The organism is Mycobacterium sp., assembly GCF_049585075.1.
Classification (GTDB): domain Bacteria; phylum Actinomycetota; class Actinomycetes; order Mycobacteriales; family Mycobacteriaceae; genus Mycobacterium.
In genome coordinates this window covers 1-16,616 of the sequence record NZ_JBAUZA010000546.1, presented here as the reverse complement: position 1 = coordinate 16,616, position 16,616 = coordinate 1, and the positions used below count along the sequence as shown (strand labels likewise).

The following is a 16,616-nucleotide window of genomic DNA, read 5'->3' as shown; positions in this document are numbered from 1 at the left end:
CCGATTGCCACCCGCGCCGGGTCGACCGCGGGCAGACTGGCCAGCCAGGTCAGCGCCGAGTAGCAGTCCTCCAGCGGTGCGGGATAGGGGTGCTCGGGCGCCAGCCGATAGTCCACCGACGCGACGGTGACGCCCAGCTCACGGCTGAAGCGGTGGCACAGCGCGTCGTCTTGCTGTGCGGTGCCCAGCACATAACCGCCGCCGTGGATCCACAGCAGCGCGGCGCTGCGTTGGCTGACGCCGACCGGCCGGTGCAGCCGCACACCCACACCGGAGCCCAGCGTGAGCACTTCGACGCCGTCCCGGGCCTTGGCGCCGCGCTGGATGACCGGCGACAGCTTGCGGATCAGGTGCAGACTGCGCGGGCCGACCAGTGTGCGTGGCGCAAGGCGGGCGACTCTGCGGAGATCGGGGTGGAAATCGGTGGTCGGCACCCGTCCAGTATCGCCAACGCCGATCAGCCCCACCTGTCGGGCTCCGCGCTTAACCGCCAACACATACTCTGGCTGCGCGTAGTCTCGAGTGGGTGACGTCAACCCATGCGTGATCGCCGGGAGTCTCGGTGTGACGTGTGGTACCGGTGACGTGGGGTAGCGACCTGATCGCCGGTCCGGTCAACCGGATCGTCGCGACCACGCGGACCGGCGTCGAGGTGCTGCGGTTCGGTGGCCTTCAGACTGGATCCCGTCCATCGTCGTTCCAGATCATCGAGCGGTGCGACATGTACCGGTTACGACGCTACTTCCCCGACGCCGCGACTGATTCGTCACGGCCGCCGGTAGTACTTGTGCCGCCGATGATGATGTCAGCCAACGTGTTTGACGTCACCAGAGACCAGGGCGCGGTCGGTGTCCTGCATGACCTCGGTGTGGACCCGTGGGTGGTGGACTTCGGCTCACCGGACCGGGAAACCGGTGGGCTCGAGCGCACGTTGAGCGACCATGTCGTGGCGCTGAGCCGGGTCATCGACTCGGTACAGGCACACACCGGCCGCGAGGTGCATTTGGCGGGCTATTCGCAGGGCGGCATGTTCTGCTATCAAACCGCGGCTTACCGACGTTCCGAGGGCCTGGCCAGCGTGATCACTTTCGGCGCCGCCGTCGATTCGCTCAGCGGTCTGCCGTTCGGAATTCCCGCGGTCTTGGCGGGCCGCGGTGCGCAGCTGCTTGCCGACCACGTCTTCAACCGTCTCTCGGTCTCCGGATGGATGGCCCGCACTGGGTTTCAACTTCTGGACCCGATCAAGACGGTCCGGGCTAGGTGGGACTTTCTGCGCCAGCTCCATGATCGAGAAGCGTTGCTGCCCAGGGAACAACAACGCCGCTTCCTCGAGGTGGAGGGCTGGGTGGCTTGGTCGGGCCCCGCGGTCGCCGAACTGTTACGGCAGTTCGTGGTCCACAACCGCATGATGGCCGGCGGCGCCGCGATCGACGGCACGCTGATAACGCTCGCGGAAATCACTTGTCCGATCCTTGCGTTCATCGGCGAGGTGGATGACATCGGCCAACCCGCGGCTGTTCGAGGAATCCGGCGGGCCGCCCCCCGCGCCGAGGTCTCCGAAGTCTTGTTGCGGGCGGGTCACTTCGGGCTCGTGGTCGGATCGGCCGCCGCCACGCACACGTGGCCCAATGTCGGTAAATGGGTGCTATGGCAAGAGGGTAGGGGGGCCATCCCGCAGGACGTGCATGCGATGGAGGCCGACGCGGGCGTCGGGATCGATGATGCTGCCGGTCTGTCGTCGCGTATCGCTCACTCGGCGGGTGCGCTGGCCGAAGTGGGCATCGGCGTGAGCCTGGGGTTGGCCGACGCCGCGGTGGCGGCGGCGCGCAGTGGTAGGGAGATCGCCGAGGAGGCCGTGCGTACCCTGCCCCGGCTCGCCCGTCTCGGTCGGCTGCAGCCCCACACCAAGGTGTCGTTGGGCGGGCTGCTGGCAGAACAGGCGAACAGGGCGCCTGAGGGCGAATGCTTCCTCTTCGATGATCGCGTCCACACCAACGCGGCGGTGGATCACCGCATCGACGAAGTGGTGCGCGACCTCATCGCTGTCGGTGTCCGGCAGGGTGCGCGCATCGGTGTGTTGATGGATACGAGCCCCAGCGCCGTGGTCGCGATCGCGGCACTGTCGCGGCTCGGGGCTGTCGCGGTGTTGCTTCCCCCGGACGACGACCTCGCCGCGGCCGTCCAGCTGTGCGAGGTGGCCGACATCGTCACCGATGTGCACCATCGGGCAGCGGCCGCCGCGACCGGTGCCAGGGTGCTGATCCTCGGTCAGGGCCACCGCACCGCGGATGTCGGCCATACGGAGTCAGATCGGGCCGTCGAACTAGACCGCCTAGACCTGTCCGGTGAGCGGCTACCGCACTGGTATCGCCCGAACCCGGGCCGGGCAAGTGATCTCGCCTTCGTGTTCTTCAGCACAACGGGCGGACGCCGAGTGATCAAAGAGGTCACGAATCATCGCTGGGCGCTGTCGGCCTACGGCACCGCTACCGCCGCCGCGCTCGACCGCGGCGACACGGTCTATTGCCTGACCCCGCTGCACCATCCGTCGGGCCTGATGGTCAGCCTCGGCGGCGCGGTCGCCGGCGGGTCGCGCATCGCGTTAACCCGGGGAGTCCATCCAACCGAGTTCGCCGACGAGGTCCACCGTTATGGCGTCACGGTGGTGTCCTACACGTGGGCCATGCTGAGCGAACTGGTGGAGGCGACGTCGCCCGAGCTTCAGGAACGCCATCCGATCCGGCTGTTCATCGGAGCCGGAATGCCGATCGGGTTGTGGCACAAGGTCACCGACCGATTCGCCCCGGCCCGAGTGCTGGAATTCTATGCGTCCACCGAGGGGGACGCGGTGCTGGCCAACGTGGCGGGGACGAAGACCGGGGCCAAGGGTCGGCCGCTGCCAGGCAGCGCGGAGATTCGGCTCGGCAAATACGACGCCGCGACGGGGCGATTCATCGAGGATGACCGCGGTTTCGTGTGCCCCTGCGCGGACGACGAGGTGGGCGTGCTGCTGGCGAAGTCGCGGCCCGGACTCGACGCCGCACGCGTGTCGATGCGCGGGGTTTTTGCCGAGGGTGATACCTGGATCACCACCGACCACCTGTTTCGCCGCGATAGCGACGGTGACTATTGGTTCGTCGACAACAGGAACACCGTGATCCAGTCGGTGCGCGGACCGGTTTTCTGCCAGCCGATTTGCGACGCCCTCGGCGATATCACCGTGATCGACTTGGCCGTGGTCTATCCCGTCGCGACCGACGCTTATGACGTCGCGGTCGCAGCCGTGACGCTCGGCAAAGGCGGCAAGCTCACCGCGGCTAGCCTGACCACCGCGTTGAGTAGCCTCCCTCGCGGCCAGCGTCCCGCTATCGTGCATATCGTTGACCGGATACCCTTGACGCCCTCTTACCGCCCACTGTCGAGCACACTGCGAGCGGCTGGCTTGCCGGCATGTGGGCCGACGACCTGGTACCACGACCACACTGACGGCCACTATCGACATTCGGCCACCGCCGTCGGCATGCCAGCACGGTCTAGCCCTGGGAGCCGCTGAGCCTCTAGGAGTGCGGGCCGCTCCAGCAGCCAGCCCGAGCGGTCACGCTGCTCGGCCTCGACCACGTCTCCAGATCTACCCATTTTCCCGGGAAGTCACGGTCGTGGGTGAGGATGACCAATTCGACCAGCAGCACCTTATTCTTACCGCACCTCAGGACGCGATTTGCTCAGCCCGCCGCTTTGCCACTGCGGCCAGCACGGCTTGGGTAGACGCGCGGCTTCCGACGGTGATCCGAGCAGCGCCGTCAGGGTAGTAGCGAGCCGTCAGCCCGGTGTCGTCGAATAACTCTCGCCACGGCCGATCCGTCGGGGGCAGGTACACGAAGTTGGCGTGCCCGTCGGTGGTGTAGACACCCATCGCCCGCAGGCGCCGTCGCAGGTAGTCCCGTTCACCGGTGATTCGCAGAATGCGTTGTCGCAACTGGTTTTCGGCGTCGTAGGACGCTGCCACCGCGACCAAGCTGGTGATGCCCATGCCAAACGGCAATTGCATCTTCCACAGTATTCTGGCCAGCTCCGGCGATCCGAACCCGTACCCGATCCGCAGCCCGGCCAGCCCGTAGGCCTTAGAGAACGTCCGCAGCACAATGACATTCGGGAACTGCCGGACCAGGCTCGGTCCGTCGATACGGTGCTCGGGGGCGACGAACTCGATGTAGGCCTCGTCGAGCAGCACGACGGTGTCGTCGGGCACACGCCGCAGGAATCGCTGCACATTGGCGACAGGCTCCACGGTGCCGGTCGGGTTGTGGGGTCGGCATAGTACGACCACCCTGGCGCCCGCCGCCGCCTCGGCCATTGCCTCCAGGTCGTGGTGGCCGCGCTCGCCGAGCGGGACAGTGACCGATGTGAGGCGAGCCATCTGGGCGAAAATCGGGTATCCGTCGAAAGTCGGCTCGCTGAACACAATCCGATCACCGGGCCGCGTCACCGCATTCAGGACCTGCATCACCACCCCGCTCGCACCCGCTCCCAGCACGACCTGCTCGTCGCAGACCCCGATGTGACCCGCGACGAGCGTTCGCAGCTGCTCGGGCAGGAATTCCGGATACCGGTTGGCGGCATCGATCGAGTGGATCAAGGCCGAGCGAACGGCCGGCAGCGGCGGAAACGGGTTTTCGTTCAGCGACAACGCGAGTGGATCGGTCGCGTTGGGCAGCGCGTCGAGGATGTCCGCGGTGACTGGGCTTGCCTGCACCAGGATTGACATCACGTTCGCCCGCCCCAGCGGACCGCTGCCGCGCCGGCGAAGTCGCCTGCGTGTGCGAAGGCCTGCTCAACGATATGGTCGACCACTCGCCGTGTCCTGGGCATCTGCTCACCTAACTTGTGTCGATGTCGGTAACACGACCTGCGGGTAACTTCCGTTCACACGGCGGCACTACTCACAGCGAACGCTCAAGGAGCACCTCGCCATCGTCGGCGGAAACCACTTGCACAGAGGCAATTTGATCGACAGGCGTCGAAATGCTGCCAGCGGGCGTTGCCGTATGGCCCGGATTCGCCACCCAGGTTGCCATCCGACTGTGGCTACCGTCGCGACCTACCACGACCATCGCTAGCGTGTCGTGATGGGCGTTCAGCGGGGCCAGGCACACGCAGTTCATCGAGATGAACGTTCCCCACTGTTGGCGGCTGAGCGAGACCGTCGAGGCCAGCCTGTTGGTACCGACCTGCGCCATCGGCTGAACCGAGACGCTCGCCTGCGGCGGGGTGGGCACGGATGTCGGGTAATGACCCGCAACGCCGACAAGTACACCGATCGCCAGCACCGAGGCTGCGGCGGCCCCAGCCGTCCAAGTCACGATGCGGGACCGGCGCCGCCGCCAGCTCACTTTGGCTAGCAGCGACGGCAGCAACTCGTCAGGCAGCAACGGTTCTGCGCCACTGCCATTGTCGATCGCCGCCAACACGTCGCTATCCAGCGGCGACAGGAGGGCCGGCATGCCGATAAGCTCGCCAACGGCGCTGCGGCACAATGGGCAGTCGGCCATGTGCGCTTCAAATTCCCGTCGTTCGACGGACGACAGCGATCCCAGCACGTATGCGGCATCCCACATCGCGTACTCGTCATGCCCGGATAGATCACAGCCATGCGGTGTTCCGGGCTGCCATTGCGGCATCGTCGGGTAACTCCCATCTTCCTGGCACGTCTTGCGTTTGGTCATTTCTTGTTTGTGATTCGCACTGCCCGCGCACGGCATAGTGCAGCCGTGACTTCGGCGATGTCGAGACCGGCGACCATCGCGCGATTTTTGGCGGCTAGTTGCGCCATAGCGCTGACGATCAGTAGTCGGTGTACGGTGCGGTTATTGCCGATGAATTACGTTGCGACGACGGCGAACACGCGTGCGTCGTAGAGTGCATTCGTCAACTCGGTCTCTGCACCCGCCGAACTGGTTGGAACAGGCACTGCGTTCACCTCCTTACTGGTGAGACGATTGCAGCGCCTGTTTGGTTCACATGCGGCACTCCGGTCACGGCCGGCAGCGGTTAGACGCCACCCATCAAGAACCCGGTCGTGTTAAGCCGGAAGTTGTCATAGCGCGTGCGCAACGAAATCGCCGGGGCCGCTGCGCGGTCCACAACGAGCGCTTTGATGCCATGCTGATGATCGAGTTTCGCGTGCGACAGCCAGACCCGCGGGCCCCGCGCCGATGACGACGGCTTCGGGGCTGTCCTGGGTCGGCCTTTTGTGATGTCGGCGACATGTGGGTTGTTGGCATCATAGAAACCCCCTCGCTCTTCACCCAGAGCCAGCTACTACGCTTCACGCGGCAAACTTGCGAACGACCGTTGCAGCCACCAGGCTGACCCGCTGTTCTGCTTGTGGGCGAAGCCAGAACTGCCGCAGCAGCCGACGATACGCGGCGAACGTCAGCGCGATCGGGTCGCACCACGGCGGTATGCCGCCGACCAGATGCAGAGCTGTCACCAGGATCATCGACGCGGTGGCAATCGGCTGAGACTTGAAGTACCGGCGGGCCGCGTTGGTCAACTGCTCGTCATCGGTGGCGATTAGGTCGTAGGCTGCCACGCCACCGGCCAGTGTCACCCACGCTCGGTCTGAGTTGCGCACCGTTACCGCCTCCTATATCCAGAAGACGTCGGGAGGGGCTCGGAAGTTCACTCGTTGCGGCGCGCCGTGATCCCCAGCTGAGCCCCGTAGGCCTACATCGTTGGCGCTAGGTGTCGAACGAAATGGCCACGGCCCTCGCGTTAAAGGAGTGAAGAACATGAGTTTCGATAGCCATTTTGGCGAGTTCGACGTCCTCAAGGGAGCCTGTCGACATTGCTGGCCTACGTCGTAGGCGCGCGGAGGCACATTTTGAATGTCTCGGGTCTCAGCGGCTCAGAGCTGCAAGGAGTTCGGGTAGCGGCACTGTGGCAATACCGATGGCGGCGTCACTGATGCCGTACGGCAGCACCAGGGTGTCGGCGTGGAGCAGTGCGCCGCAGGAGTAGACAACATTGGGCACGTAGCCGTCCTGCTCATCAGTAGCGGGGCTTAGTAGCGGTTGCGGCAGCTGACTAAGAATCCGTGTCGGATCGGCGAGATCAAGCAGAATCGCCCCGATGCTGTAGGTGCGCATCGGACCGACGCCGTGGGTCAGCACCAGCCACCCGGCGTCGGTTTCGATGGGCGAACCGCAGTTCCCGAGTTGCAACACCTCCCAGGCTCGGGTCGGGCTCTGGCACGGAAGCGCACTCGGCCAAACGGACAGATCATCGGAGTAGGCAACGGTATTCGATTCGCGATCTGACCTCGACATGGCGGCGAAGCGACCGCCAATCCGGCGAGGAAACAGCGCCAGACCCTTGTTGGCAGCGGCGCGTCCGACGATCGGTGCGGAGGTGAAGGACTGGAAATCTGTGGTCTCCAGGAGTTGCTGGCTGATGTGGGACCCGCTGTAGGCCGTGTAGGTGGCATAGAAAGTGATGGCGCCATCGTCGTCGATGAAACGGACGAAGCGTGCATCCTCCATGCCGGCCTGCTCTGCGCCCATCAAGGGCGACAGTACCCGCTCGGAAAGTGTTGTGTGGTCAGAGAATTCGATGGCGTATGTCCGTTCGGCGATGCCGCGGAGTAAGGATATCGTCTCCCTTGCGTGTCTGCGGGTGCTCAGAGAAGCCTGGAGTCTGGCGAACTGTTGATTGAGAGCAGTTTGGGTGAAGCGCTCGCCGAGTCGATCGAGTACATAGTCGGCCGCCTCTCCGGCGTCGTGGACCCGGGCGAGTTCACTGCGGAAGACGGCTGCGTTGAGCAGAGCGGGCTCCGCCGCTCCCACTGTGGCGAACGGAGCCGGGTCGTCGATCGTGATGCCGCCGGTTGCGTCGATGACGCCTGTCCTGAACCCGATGGACGAACGGTGCCCCTCGCCGATGCCCCGGACGCTCATCACGAATCGCAAGCTGCCTGCAGCTGTCCCAGCCTGCTCCGGATGGGCCACGATGCTGGGGTTGCACAACGCCGCACCTTCAATGGCGTATTCGCTGGTGAAGGTCGCGCCCAGCAACAACTTTCGTGCCTCGGAGAGTTCCAAGCCGGGATCGAGACGGTCGGCGAGTTCCCGGGCGTGCCGGCGGAAGGTGCCAGCAAGATCGCGGTGGCGCCCGTTGAAGCGGATGACGAGATCGTCTAGCGAAGAGCGCACCTGCCCCTCGTCCAGGGCCAAGATGCGCGCCAGCACCGCCCCCGCGCGGGACTCCTGGTACTCGAAACCCTCCTGGCCAGGCACAAAGAGTCGGGTAATGACTCGCGACGGGTCGGCCTCAAGCCGCTGGGGGCTGCGCGTGACGAGCCCAGCATCCACGGAAGTCATTGCCGCACAGTCGAGAAGCGCCGAGCGTGCTGCATCGTCGAGAGCACTGCCAGAGTCGACTCCGCTCCCTGGTTTTGGTTCACACCATCGGCTTGCAGGCCGTCGAATCCGCCGCCGGTCTCCGGGTCCCACATGAGCTGTAGCGCGTCGTTGTCACCCATGAACCAGGCCGCAGCGGCCCGAACCCCGTCGGGCCAGGTCGATGCGGTGTCGATGGCAGCGGCCCGCGCGCACGCGTCGGCGAGGGTGGACACCTCGATCGGCTGCTGATCGAACGCGGGCCGAAGGTCGTCCGGCCCTCTGCCCGCAGCGGGAGTGGGCGAGAGGTGCCCCGCTGCCGTTTCGTATTCGACCAGCCAACCCAACAGATCCAAACCCTGGTGCCGCAAAGTGGAATCGTCGAGCGCAACGCCCGCGGCGATCATCGCCTCGGGGAGAACCGCATTCGCGTAGGTGAGTCGCGGCTCCGGCCATGGCCAGGACGCGTCGCCGTTGGGTTTGGCCACGGTCTCGGCGTAGTCGGCGAGGAGTGTGCGTGCCGCCGGATGCCCGGGGTCGACCGAGAGGAGTTCGGCAGCACCCAACGCCGCGAACGCCATTGCCCGAGGCCACGGCGATCGCACCTTCGCGGACCGTTCAAACTGAACGACGGCCAACTGGCGAACCAGAGAGACGTCACTGTGCGCAGCGGCAGTTCCCAGTCCCCAGATGCAGCGCCCCCAGCAGTCCTTCAGGGAGGGCTCATCCTCCCAACGGCCCTTGCTGTCCATCCGGTTTCGGCAAGCACCGGCATAGGACTGCGCATCGTTCAGGAACTGCATGGCCAGGCGCGCAAGCCTGTTGACTTCCCCACCAGAGTTGGGCTCTCGAGTGGCGACGACGAGAACCCTGGCCATGTCGTCGGTGCAGTAGCCGTGCTCGGGCCGGGGTTGAGCGAACCAGGCATGCTCGAACGTGCCGCGACGGTCGGTCAAATGCAACAGGTGGTCGAAGCTTAGGTCCGACACGGGGGCGGTCATACCAACGCCCGACGCTCACCGAGAAGGTGGTGCGCCAGATCCAGATAGGCATTCGCCACGATCGGCCACGCCATCCGTGGGGCCAATCGCGCGGCCTCGGCGGCCATCGTCGCGGCGAGGTGCGGCTGGGTCAGGAGCCGGAGCAGCGCTGACGCCAGCGCATCCGGGTCGTCGTGGCCGACGACGATGCCCGCCCCGCTGGCGAGGAGTTCGACGGCATGCGGAAAGGCGGTGGCGACGACCGGCCGCCCGCTCGCGATGGCGTCGACCAGAACACCGGAAGTGACCTGATCCGTAGAGTCGTATGGCAGGACGACCACGGCCGACGACTGAACCAGCGCCGTCAGCGATGACACGTCGCGGTAGCTGGCGTCGAAGGAGACTGAGTCCGCTACGCCGCTGAGCCGCGCCTGTTCGGCACGGGCGTTACGGTATGCCTCGCCATCGGCTGCGAGAACCTTTGGGTGCGTCCGGCCGGCAATTAGGTAGCGCGGCCGGACCGGGAGGTCGTGCAGCGAACCCATCGCGTCGATGACCCGCTCGATGCCTTTTCCCGGACCTAGAAGGCCCCATGTCAACAACGTCGGCCTGTCTGACCGCGCCGGCGGGGCGAGCCGCCTCGGGACGGTCGCACCGTGCGAGATCGTGGTGACTTTGCGGGGATCGACGTCGAAGCCGAGACACAGACGTTGACTGGCCGCCTCCGACATAACAACCACCTGAGCCGCCATCGCCGCGATCGCCTCGAGCACCCAACGCTGATGCGGGGTCGGCTCTTTGAGGACCGTGTGAGCGACCACGATCGACGGGATGTGCAGCCCGCCGACGATGTCCACCACCTCGTCTCCGTCGAGGCCGCCATAGATGCCGTACTCATGCTGGATTACCGCGATGTCGCTCTCGTTCAGCAATCCGGAGGCTGCTGCTACGGATGTCGGGGAACCGTTGGCCAGCTCTCCGATCACCCGAGCGTCAGAAGATAACGACCCGTCGGCCATCCGCACGACGCTGACGTCGGAGCCGTTCGCGCACAACCCTTCCGACAAGGCCGCACTGAATGTCGCAAGCCCGCACCGTGTCGGTGGATACGTACTGAGAATACCGAAACTCGCGGAGCCGCAAGGGCCTTGCCCGACAAGAGGGCCGTTCGATGTTTCAGCGGTAGATGGAGCGCTCAAGGTGATCCCAACGGAAGGTCGTCACCGACGTTGTCCGGCGCGAGCTGCTGCTCTGCGAGATCAGCGGCGGACGGCTGACTTCATCCCGGACTGGCTGGGTTCCCAACCTTATTGACGGTACACCCGATGAGCGGCTACCGCGCATTGAGCCCGGCCACGCAGTTCCCGCACAAACCACAGCGGATTGAGCAGTTTAAGGTTGTCATCGGGCAGCAGCGTTGTCGCGCGAGCGACCAACCCTCGCAACACATTAACGTCAGGGTCGACCCGGCCTCGACATTCCGAACCCAGGGTCAACCGCCGACAACGCAGGACAATCGAGCTTGGCGATCGCTTCTGTCAAGGCCCGCTGTTCTTGCCGGACCTGTCGGGTGAGGCTGGCCTTGGATGATCGCCATCGCTGCCTCGACGGTGCTGGCGGCGGGTAGCAAACCCTGCGGGTCGCCGATCCGTAGCACCCGGGAGACTGCGTCACCGGGTACTACTGCCCAGCCTATGCCAGGGTGCGCGCAGCCGACGGAGACCCTGTGCAGCGCCGAGAAACCATCGGTTCCAAAGAAATCCAGGCCGCGCAGATCAACGATCAGTCCGCGGCAACCCGTCAGATGCCCCAGGGTGTACTCGGCCAGAGTGTCGGCGTTGGATGCGTCGATGTGGCCGCGGGCGCTGACCACGGCTACCGATGACCTCAGCCGACGATGGGCTAATCGTGTGGTGTGACTCTCCCATGGCTCAGAAAGAAAGTCGCCGACCGGCGGCATAGCGGGGTTAGGACGAGCATTCATGGTGATCCCCGACATGCGGTTGACACCGATTTGTTCGGCGTGAGCTAACGCTCTGCAAGGACAGCGGCGGACGGCTGAACCCATTCCGAACTGGTTGAGAGTCTCAACTTAGTTGACGTTTCACCCCGCGGGAGCAATTGTCAAGACCTGTGGATAGGACCCTTAGGGTCTGGCCACAAACGAACGTTGATCGCAGATCTGCAACCTTCGGAGTGGGTGGCAGATGCTCAGTCCAGGCGAATCGGAAGCGTGGCGACGATAGCGTCGGTACGTGCGCGAATTGTTGTGGCGAGTAGCGGGCCCCGTTGGTTGTGCAGGATTCGGTAGCGCCGGCGGGCACTGGCTGCAACAACGCGGCCGCGGCTGGGTGGGACCCGACCATTAATCAACTATAACGTAACCTACGGTTCCGTAGGTTACTGGCCAGTAAATCACGGTGATCTGCGCTGGCCGCGACGCCATTGGCGGACCGCCGCGATCGCTGTCTTGAGGCCGTGGCGGCGCCCCGTCGCCAGGTCTGTTCCGGCGAAACCGGGCTCCAGCTCGGTGAACATCCGCTCGCTGCGGGTCTCCGGTGCGTCGTCTGCGGTGTCACGCAGGCAGCGGTCCGGCAGCGACAGTTTGGCGATGGTGCGCCATGTCTTGCCGTATTGCACCAGGAAAGAGCCTGTGGTGTAAGGCAAGTCGTACTTCTCGCAGAGCTCGCGCACCCGCATCGATATCTCGTGCAACCGGTTGCTGGGCAGATCGGGGTAGAGGTGGTGCTCGATCTGGTGGCACAGGTTGCCGCTCATGAACCGCATCGTGGGCCCGGCGTCGAAGTTAGCGCTGCCCAGCATCTGGCGCAGATACCACTGACCCCGGGTTTCGCCGATCATGTCGGTCTTGGTGAATTTCTCGGCGCCATCGGGGAAATGCCCGCAGAAGATCACCGCGTTGGCCCAGATGTTGCGGATCACGTTGGCCACCACGTTGGCCTTCAGCGTTGATTTGTAGGTCGCCGCCGGCGACAGCGAGGTAAGCGCCGGGAACGCGACGTAGTCCTTGACGATCTGCCTTCCGGCCTTGGCTGAGAATTCGCGGATCTGCACGAGGGTGGTTTCGCGGTCTGGGCCGCCCTTGAGGATTTTGCCGAAATCGATGGGCTGCAAGCTAATTCCCCACTCGAATCCGAGCGCGAGGATGGTGTTGAACAGCAGGTTGCCGATATTGTAAGGCTTCCAGGGTTGGTCGCGGGTGACTCGCAGGGTGCTGTAGCCTACGTCGTCGTCCATGCCGAGGATGTTGGTGTACTTGTGGTGCTGAAAGTTGTGGGTGTATCGCCAGTGCTTTGACGCCCCGCTCATGTCCCACTCCCATGTCGAGGAGTGAATCTCGGGGTCGTTCATCCAGTTCCACTGGCCGTGCATGACGTTATGGCCGATCTCCATGTTCTCGATGATCTTGGCCAGACCGAGGGTCACCGTTCCTGCCCACCATGCCGGGCGTTTCGAGCTCGCGGCCAGCATGAGCCGGCCGGTGAGATCCAAAGCGCGTTGCGCGGCGATCGTGCGGCGGATGTAGCGCGCGTCGCGCTCGCCAAGGGAATCCTCGATGTCCAGCCGGATCGCATCTAGCTCAACCCCCAGATTTTCGATGTCGGGATAGGTCAGGTGAGCAAAGGCCGGAACGTCAGTAATCGCCATCGTTTTCTTTCTTTCGGGTTCTTCTCGCTAGGCTCGGCCGGCCACTGCTAGCCGAGCCGGGGAGTACATCGGGCGGATCAGTAGTAGTGGCAGCGACTGCCGACGGCGTGTCCCATCCATCCCACCAGCCCAGGGATTGAACGCATCATTTAGCTTCGCTCGCCGTCGGTTTGGCGTTGCCGCCGGCTGATCGGCGCGTCCTAACTGACGCGCACCGATCGGGTGAATGCGGAGTTGGTGGTCCTGCGAATTCCGGATGAAGATCTTGAAATGTGCGGCGCGAGCAAAAGCTCATCAAGTTTAGCGGCGTACAGCCAAACTCTTTCCGGACTGGCTGAAGGGCTCAACAACAACAACGCTACACCTGCCGGGTACCGCCGGCCAGATCTTCTGACCCAAGGGGTCAGCCACGCGGGTAGCAGTGGTTGGGCACCGAGTCCGCTGTGGGGCATGGTGACATGTTCGTAGAACGGATTACGCTGGCGGAGAAGGGCATCCGCACGATCGAAGGACAACACACTCAGCCCATGTTTGGGTCCTGACTGGCGCGCTCGGCGTCAGAGGGGTCCTCAGCGGTAAGCGTGTCGAGGATGAACTGCGCGGCTGTGTGTCGATCGGTGCCCGCGCTATCAGCTCGGTTGTCCAGTTCCCGATGAGCCTGCCCCGGCGGGTGGCCGCGGCCAATGAGGACACCGATCGCCTGACTGATGACCGACGCTGCTCGCAGATTGATCCCGGTATCCGACCCGTCAGGGACGGTGAGATGCTGATCAAGCACGAAATCGCCGGGCGGACGGCCGGTTAGCCACGCCAGGTCCGCGGTGAGGTCGACAAATGTTCCCGGCCTGCCGGCGTAGAGGGTGAGGGTGACCAAAGGCGCTGCCCGGCCGCCACCGGCACGGGCCAGCAGCGTCAGCCGAAGCGAGGTTCGAGCATTGTCGGCCGTGCCCTCAAGGGTGGTGAATGTGAACGGCGGATCACTGCCATCGGCGGTCACGCTCAGACCGAGATAAGTGGGCACCGCTGCTTGGGCGTCGACCTCCAATCGGTGCAGACTGTGCAGCACATCGGAGCCGGGCTCATCCAGGGCGGCGGTGAGGATGCCCAAATCGGCGGCCAGGGCCGCACTGATCTTCATGACGGGATTGCTCCGCTCGGCGCGCCCGAGCGCGGATCGAGCCTGCCGGTGCCGAACAGGCGAGTCGCCTGCAGGGTGGGAGACGCGCGACGCAAGCCAGGACTCGTCGCGCTGACTGTTTTCCCAATCTCCAGCGTACGCGCGCCACAACCTGCGGCGGCAGTTCGGCCGCAGGCGTGGGATTCGGGCTTAGCTCGGGTTGCGTCGGGCGCGGGCGCGGCGCACGGCTTCATCGACGATGTGCTGCGCCACCTCAGCCAATTTGCGGTGTTCGGCTTGGCTGATCGCGCGCAGCTGAGTGAACGCCTGCTCGGCGGTGCGTCCGCTGCGTCCCCGGATCAGGCCAATCGCCTGATCGATCACCGGGCGCGTCGACAGGGCCTTCTGCAACTGGGTGGTCAGCGCCATCGCGTGCGCGAGGACCTGGGCGTTATGAACTGCCACCGCAGCGGGTTTGGCGAATAGTTCCCCCAGTTCGGCGGCGTGCTCATCGAAGACGTCTTTGCCGTGGGCGTAGACGTTGATCGCGCCGATCACCTGATCCGACAGCAGCAGCGGCAGCGACAGCGCACTGTGCACGCCCAACCGGCCTACTCGCGGACCGAACCGCGGCCACATCTTTTCCCCGCCCAACGACCCAGACCGCACCGTGCGTCGCTCCAGCGCCGCGGTGATGCAGGGTCCTTCCTTGAGGGTGATGTACTGAATCTCGTCGATGTCGGCGACAAACGGGGCACTGGACGCCAAGGCCTCCACCATGTTGTCCACCCTGTCGACCTTCAACAAGGTAACCCCGGCACCGTCCGCACCGGGTATCGCGTGCACCGCGAACGTCGACACCTCAGCCAGCAATTCAGGCAACCCCAGACTGCCCGCCACCAAGCCCGCCAAGTCGTCGATCCCGGCCCGCAAGTCGGCGGTATCAGCACTAGCCTGCTGCGCGCTCAGCGCCCCCGACTGTAAACCGTCGGCTTCCTCGGTGAACTCCGTCATACCTGCGCTCAATAGTCTTGGCGGAGCTGGGATTCGACACTCAAGCCCAGCGCCCTACCCGTGGCGCACCCGTCACGAGATGGTTGTCAAAGACGATGGTACGCCGACAGCAGCGGCGCAGAAGCACACTGTCGCGCCGGCCGCCTGCTACGCCGGTAGCGTGACCAAATCACTCGGCAACCCGACCGCCTGGGCCGAGACGGAATGGCCGGTAGCCCTCACAGTTCGTGTCAACGGTCGCCGCGCGTGGTTCAATCACCCCAGCTGCCGGGATTGATGGGGTAGCTGGTCGATAGGAGCAATCCAAACGGGTGTAGCGTCAAGGGTGCTGAGAATTTCAGCTGGTCCGGGATGAGTTCAGCCGTCCGCCGCTTAACTCAAGGAGTATCGGCTCCGAACCCTCACAAGCCGGTGATCCAATGCACGTCAGGTCACCATGACCATTTCACTTGCTTCCCGTGCCAACACCGGCGTTTCGCCGCCAGATCTGCCCCGGACCGAACCCATACCCACCTGCCTTCTGGCGCCCCCGATCCCGACGACGGCTGCCTTGCGGAGTTCCACGCGCGCAACGCCAACGTCATCCGCGGCTGAGGGCCAAACCATTTCTCGATGTCTATGAAGGACATGCTATGAAAGCTTTGATCATCCTGGTGATCGTGCTCCTCGTTGTCGCCCTGATCGTGTTGTCGTTGTCGATCAGAGTGGTGACCCAATACGAGAAGGGTGTGTTATTCCGCCTCGGCAAGGTCGTAGGTGTTAAGGACCCGGGGCTGGCCGTGATCATCCCGGTGATCGATCGGCTAATGAAGGTATCGCTGCGAATTGTGACGATGCCCATCCAATCTCAGGGCATCATTACCCGCGACAACGTCAGTGTCGACATCTCGGCGGTCGCCTACTTCCGGGTTGTCGACGCGGTGAAATCGGTGATCGCCATCGAGAACGTCCACGCCGCGATCAACCAGATCGCGCAAACCACGCTGCGAAAGGTCGTCGGTCAGCACACCCTTGACCAGGCGCTGTCGGAGACCGACACGATCAACGCCGCTATCCGAAAAATCCTCGACATCGCGACCCTCGAATGGGGTGTTGAAGTGACACTGGTCGAGCTGAAGGACATTCAGTTGCCCGACAGCATGAAGCGCGCGATGGCTCGGCAAGCCGAGGCCGAGCGCGAAAAGCGGGCCAAAATTATTGCCGCAGAGGGCGAGTCAATGGCCGCGGCGGCGTTGGGTGAGGCATCGGACACGATGATGGCGCACCCGTTGGCCTTGCAACTGCGTAACCTGCAAACCCTTGTCGAACTCGGGGTCGAGAAGAACACCACCATCGTGTTCCCGGCGCCGCTGATGAGTGCGATCGGTGAACTGGGCGCCTTCCTGGCCAGAGAAAATGCTGCCGCCGCGGCCCCACCGCAACCGGCCGCCGCAGCGAATG

Annotated in this window: 13 protein-coding genes; 2 read left to right on the top strand and 11 right to left on the bottom strand. The window is 64.4% G+C overall.

The window, feature by feature from the left end:
• Nucleotides 1-434, bottom strand: a 434-nt coding sequence (locus tag WB785_RS24930; protein ID WP_424082802.1) for an alpha/beta hydrolase, incomplete at its 3' end; no start/stop codon positions are given.
• 146 nt (nucleotides 435-580) lie between these two features.
• On the opposite strand from WB785_RS24930, the gene WB785_RS24925 reads away from it, so the two are divergent.
• The gene (locus WB785_RS24925; RefSeq protein ID WP_424082800.1) at nucleotides 581-3,553 is read left to right on the top strand and encodes an AMP-binding protein; all 2,973 of its coding nucleotides are present in this window, start codon (nucleotides 581-583) and stop codon (nucleotides 3,551-3,553) included.
• Nucleotides 3,554-3,706: 153 nt separating this feature from the next.
• Here WB785_RS24925 and WB785_RS24920 read toward each other — a convergent pair whose 3' ends face one another.
• The 10 genes from WB785_RS24920 to WB785_RS24875 all read right to left on the bottom strand — a co-directional run bounded on the left by WB785_RS24920 (nucleotide 3,707) and on the right by WB785_RS24875 (nucleotide 15,176).
• Nucleotides 3,707-4,765 carry a pyridoxal phosphate-dependent aminotransferase gene (locus WB785_RS24920; protein ID WP_424082798.1) on the bottom strand — a complete coding sequence of 353 codons (1,059 nt, stop codon included), beginning with the start codon at nucleotides 4,763-4,765 and terminating at the stop codon, nucleotides 3,707-3,709.
• A 175-nt stretch (nucleotides 4,766-4,940) separates the two neighbouring features.
• Entirely contained in the window at nucleotides 4,941-5,678 is a 738-nt protein-coding gene (locus WB785_RS24915) for an anti-sigma factor family protein (RefSeq protein ID WP_424082806.1), read from the bottom strand.
• 647 nt (nucleotides 5,679-6,325) lie between these two features.
• On the bottom strand, nucleotides 6,326-6,634 hold the full coding sequence (locus WB785_RS24910; RefSeq protein WP_424082796.1) for a DUF7427 family protein: 309 nt from the start codon (nucleotides 6,632-6,634) through the stop codon (nucleotides 6,326-6,328).
• Nucleotides 6,635-6,899: 265 nt separating this feature from the next.
• A complete protein-coding gene (locus WB785_RS24905; protein WP_424082794.1) occupies nucleotides 6,900-8,378 on the bottom strand; it encodes a glycoside hydrolase family 130 protein in 1,479 nt (492 codons plus the stop codon).
• The gene (locus WB785_RS24900; RefSeq protein ID WP_424082793.1) at nucleotides 8,375-9,397 is read right to left on the bottom strand and encodes a glycosyltransferase; all 1,023 of its coding nucleotides are present in this window, start codon (nucleotides 9,395-9,397) and stop codon (nucleotides 8,375-8,377) included. The genes WB785_RS24905 and WB785_RS24900 overlap by 4 nt, the downstream gene beginning before the upstream one ends.
• Nucleotides 9,394-10,581 carry a glycosyltransferase gene (locus WB785_RS24895; RefSeq protein ID WP_424082804.1) on the bottom strand — a complete coding sequence of 396 codons (1,188 nt, stop codon included), beginning with the start codon at nucleotides 10,579-10,581 and terminating at the stop codon, nucleotides 9,394-9,396. The genes WB785_RS24900 and WB785_RS24895 overlap by 4 nt, the downstream gene beginning before the upstream one ends.
• A gap of 287 nt (nucleotides 10,582-10,868) precedes the next feature.
• Nucleotides 10,869-11,375 (bottom strand): STAS domain-containing protein, encoded by a 507-nt coding sequence (locus tag WB785_RS24890; RefSeq protein WP_424082791.1) that lies wholly within the window; start codon nucleotides 11,373-11,375, stop codon nucleotides 10,869-10,871.
• 416 nt (nucleotides 11,376-11,791) lie between these two features.
• Nucleotides 11,792-13,045: a fatty acid desaturase family protein gene (locus WB785_RS24885; protein ID WP_424082790.1), complete on the bottom strand. Its 1,254-nt coding sequence runs from the start codon at nucleotides 13,043-13,045 to the stop codon at nucleotides 11,792-11,794.
• A gap of 520 nt (nucleotides 13,046-13,565) precedes the next feature.
• Nucleotides 13,566-14,183: a hypothetical protein gene (locus WB785_RS24880; RefSeq protein WP_424082788.1), complete on the bottom strand. Its 618-nt coding sequence runs from the start codon at nucleotides 14,181-14,183 to the stop codon at nucleotides 13,566-13,568.
• Between the two features lie 189 nt (nucleotides 14,184-14,372).
• Nucleotides 14,373-15,176, bottom strand: coding sequence for a GAF and ANTAR domain-containing protein (locus WB785_RS24875; RefSeq protein ID WP_424082786.1), 804 nt, complete (start codon nucleotides 15,174-15,176; stop codon nucleotides 14,373-14,375).
• Between the two features lie 632 nt (nucleotides 15,177-15,808).
• On the opposite strand from WB785_RS24875, the gene WB785_RS24870 reads away from it, so the two are divergent.
• Nucleotides 15,809-16,616: SPFH domain-containing protein (locus tag WB785_RS24870; protein ID WP_424082784.1), on the top strand; the 808-nt coding region annotated here is incomplete at its 3' end.

Bases quoted from the DNA above. Each gene is read 5' to 3' on its own strand.
- WB785_RS24920 (WP_424082798.1), bottom strand. From the start codon at position 4,765: ATGTCAATCCTGGTGCAGGCAAGCCCAGTCACCGCGGACATCCTCGAC.
- WB785_RS24915 (WP_424082806.1), bottom strand. From the start codon at position 5,678: ATGCCGCAATGGCAGCCCGGAACACCGCATGGCTGTGATCTATCCGGG.
- WB785_RS24905 (WP_424082794.1), bottom strand. From the start codon at position 8,378: ATGACTTCCGTGGATGCTGGGCTCGTCACGCGCAGCCCCCAGCGGCTT.
- WB785_RS24900 (WP_424082793.1), bottom strand. From the start codon at position 9,397: ATGACCGCCCCCGTGTCGGACCTAAGCTTCGACCACCTGTTGCATTTG.
- WB785_RS24890 (WP_424082791.1), bottom strand. From the start codon at position 11,375: ATGTCGGGGATCACCATGAATGCTCGTCCTAACCCCGCTATGCCGCCG.
- WB785_RS24885 (WP_424082790.1), bottom strand. From the start codon at position 13,045: ATGGCGATTACTGACGTTCCGGCCTTTGCTCACCTGACCTATCCCGAC.
- WB785_RS24880 (WP_424082788.1), bottom strand. From the start codon at position 14,183: ATGAAGATCAGTGCGGCCCTGGCCGCCGATTTGGGCATCCTCACCGCC.
- WB785_RS24875 (WP_424082786.1), bottom strand. From the start codon at position 15,176: ATGACGGAGTTCACCGAGGAAGCCGACGGTTTACAGTCGGGGGCGCTG.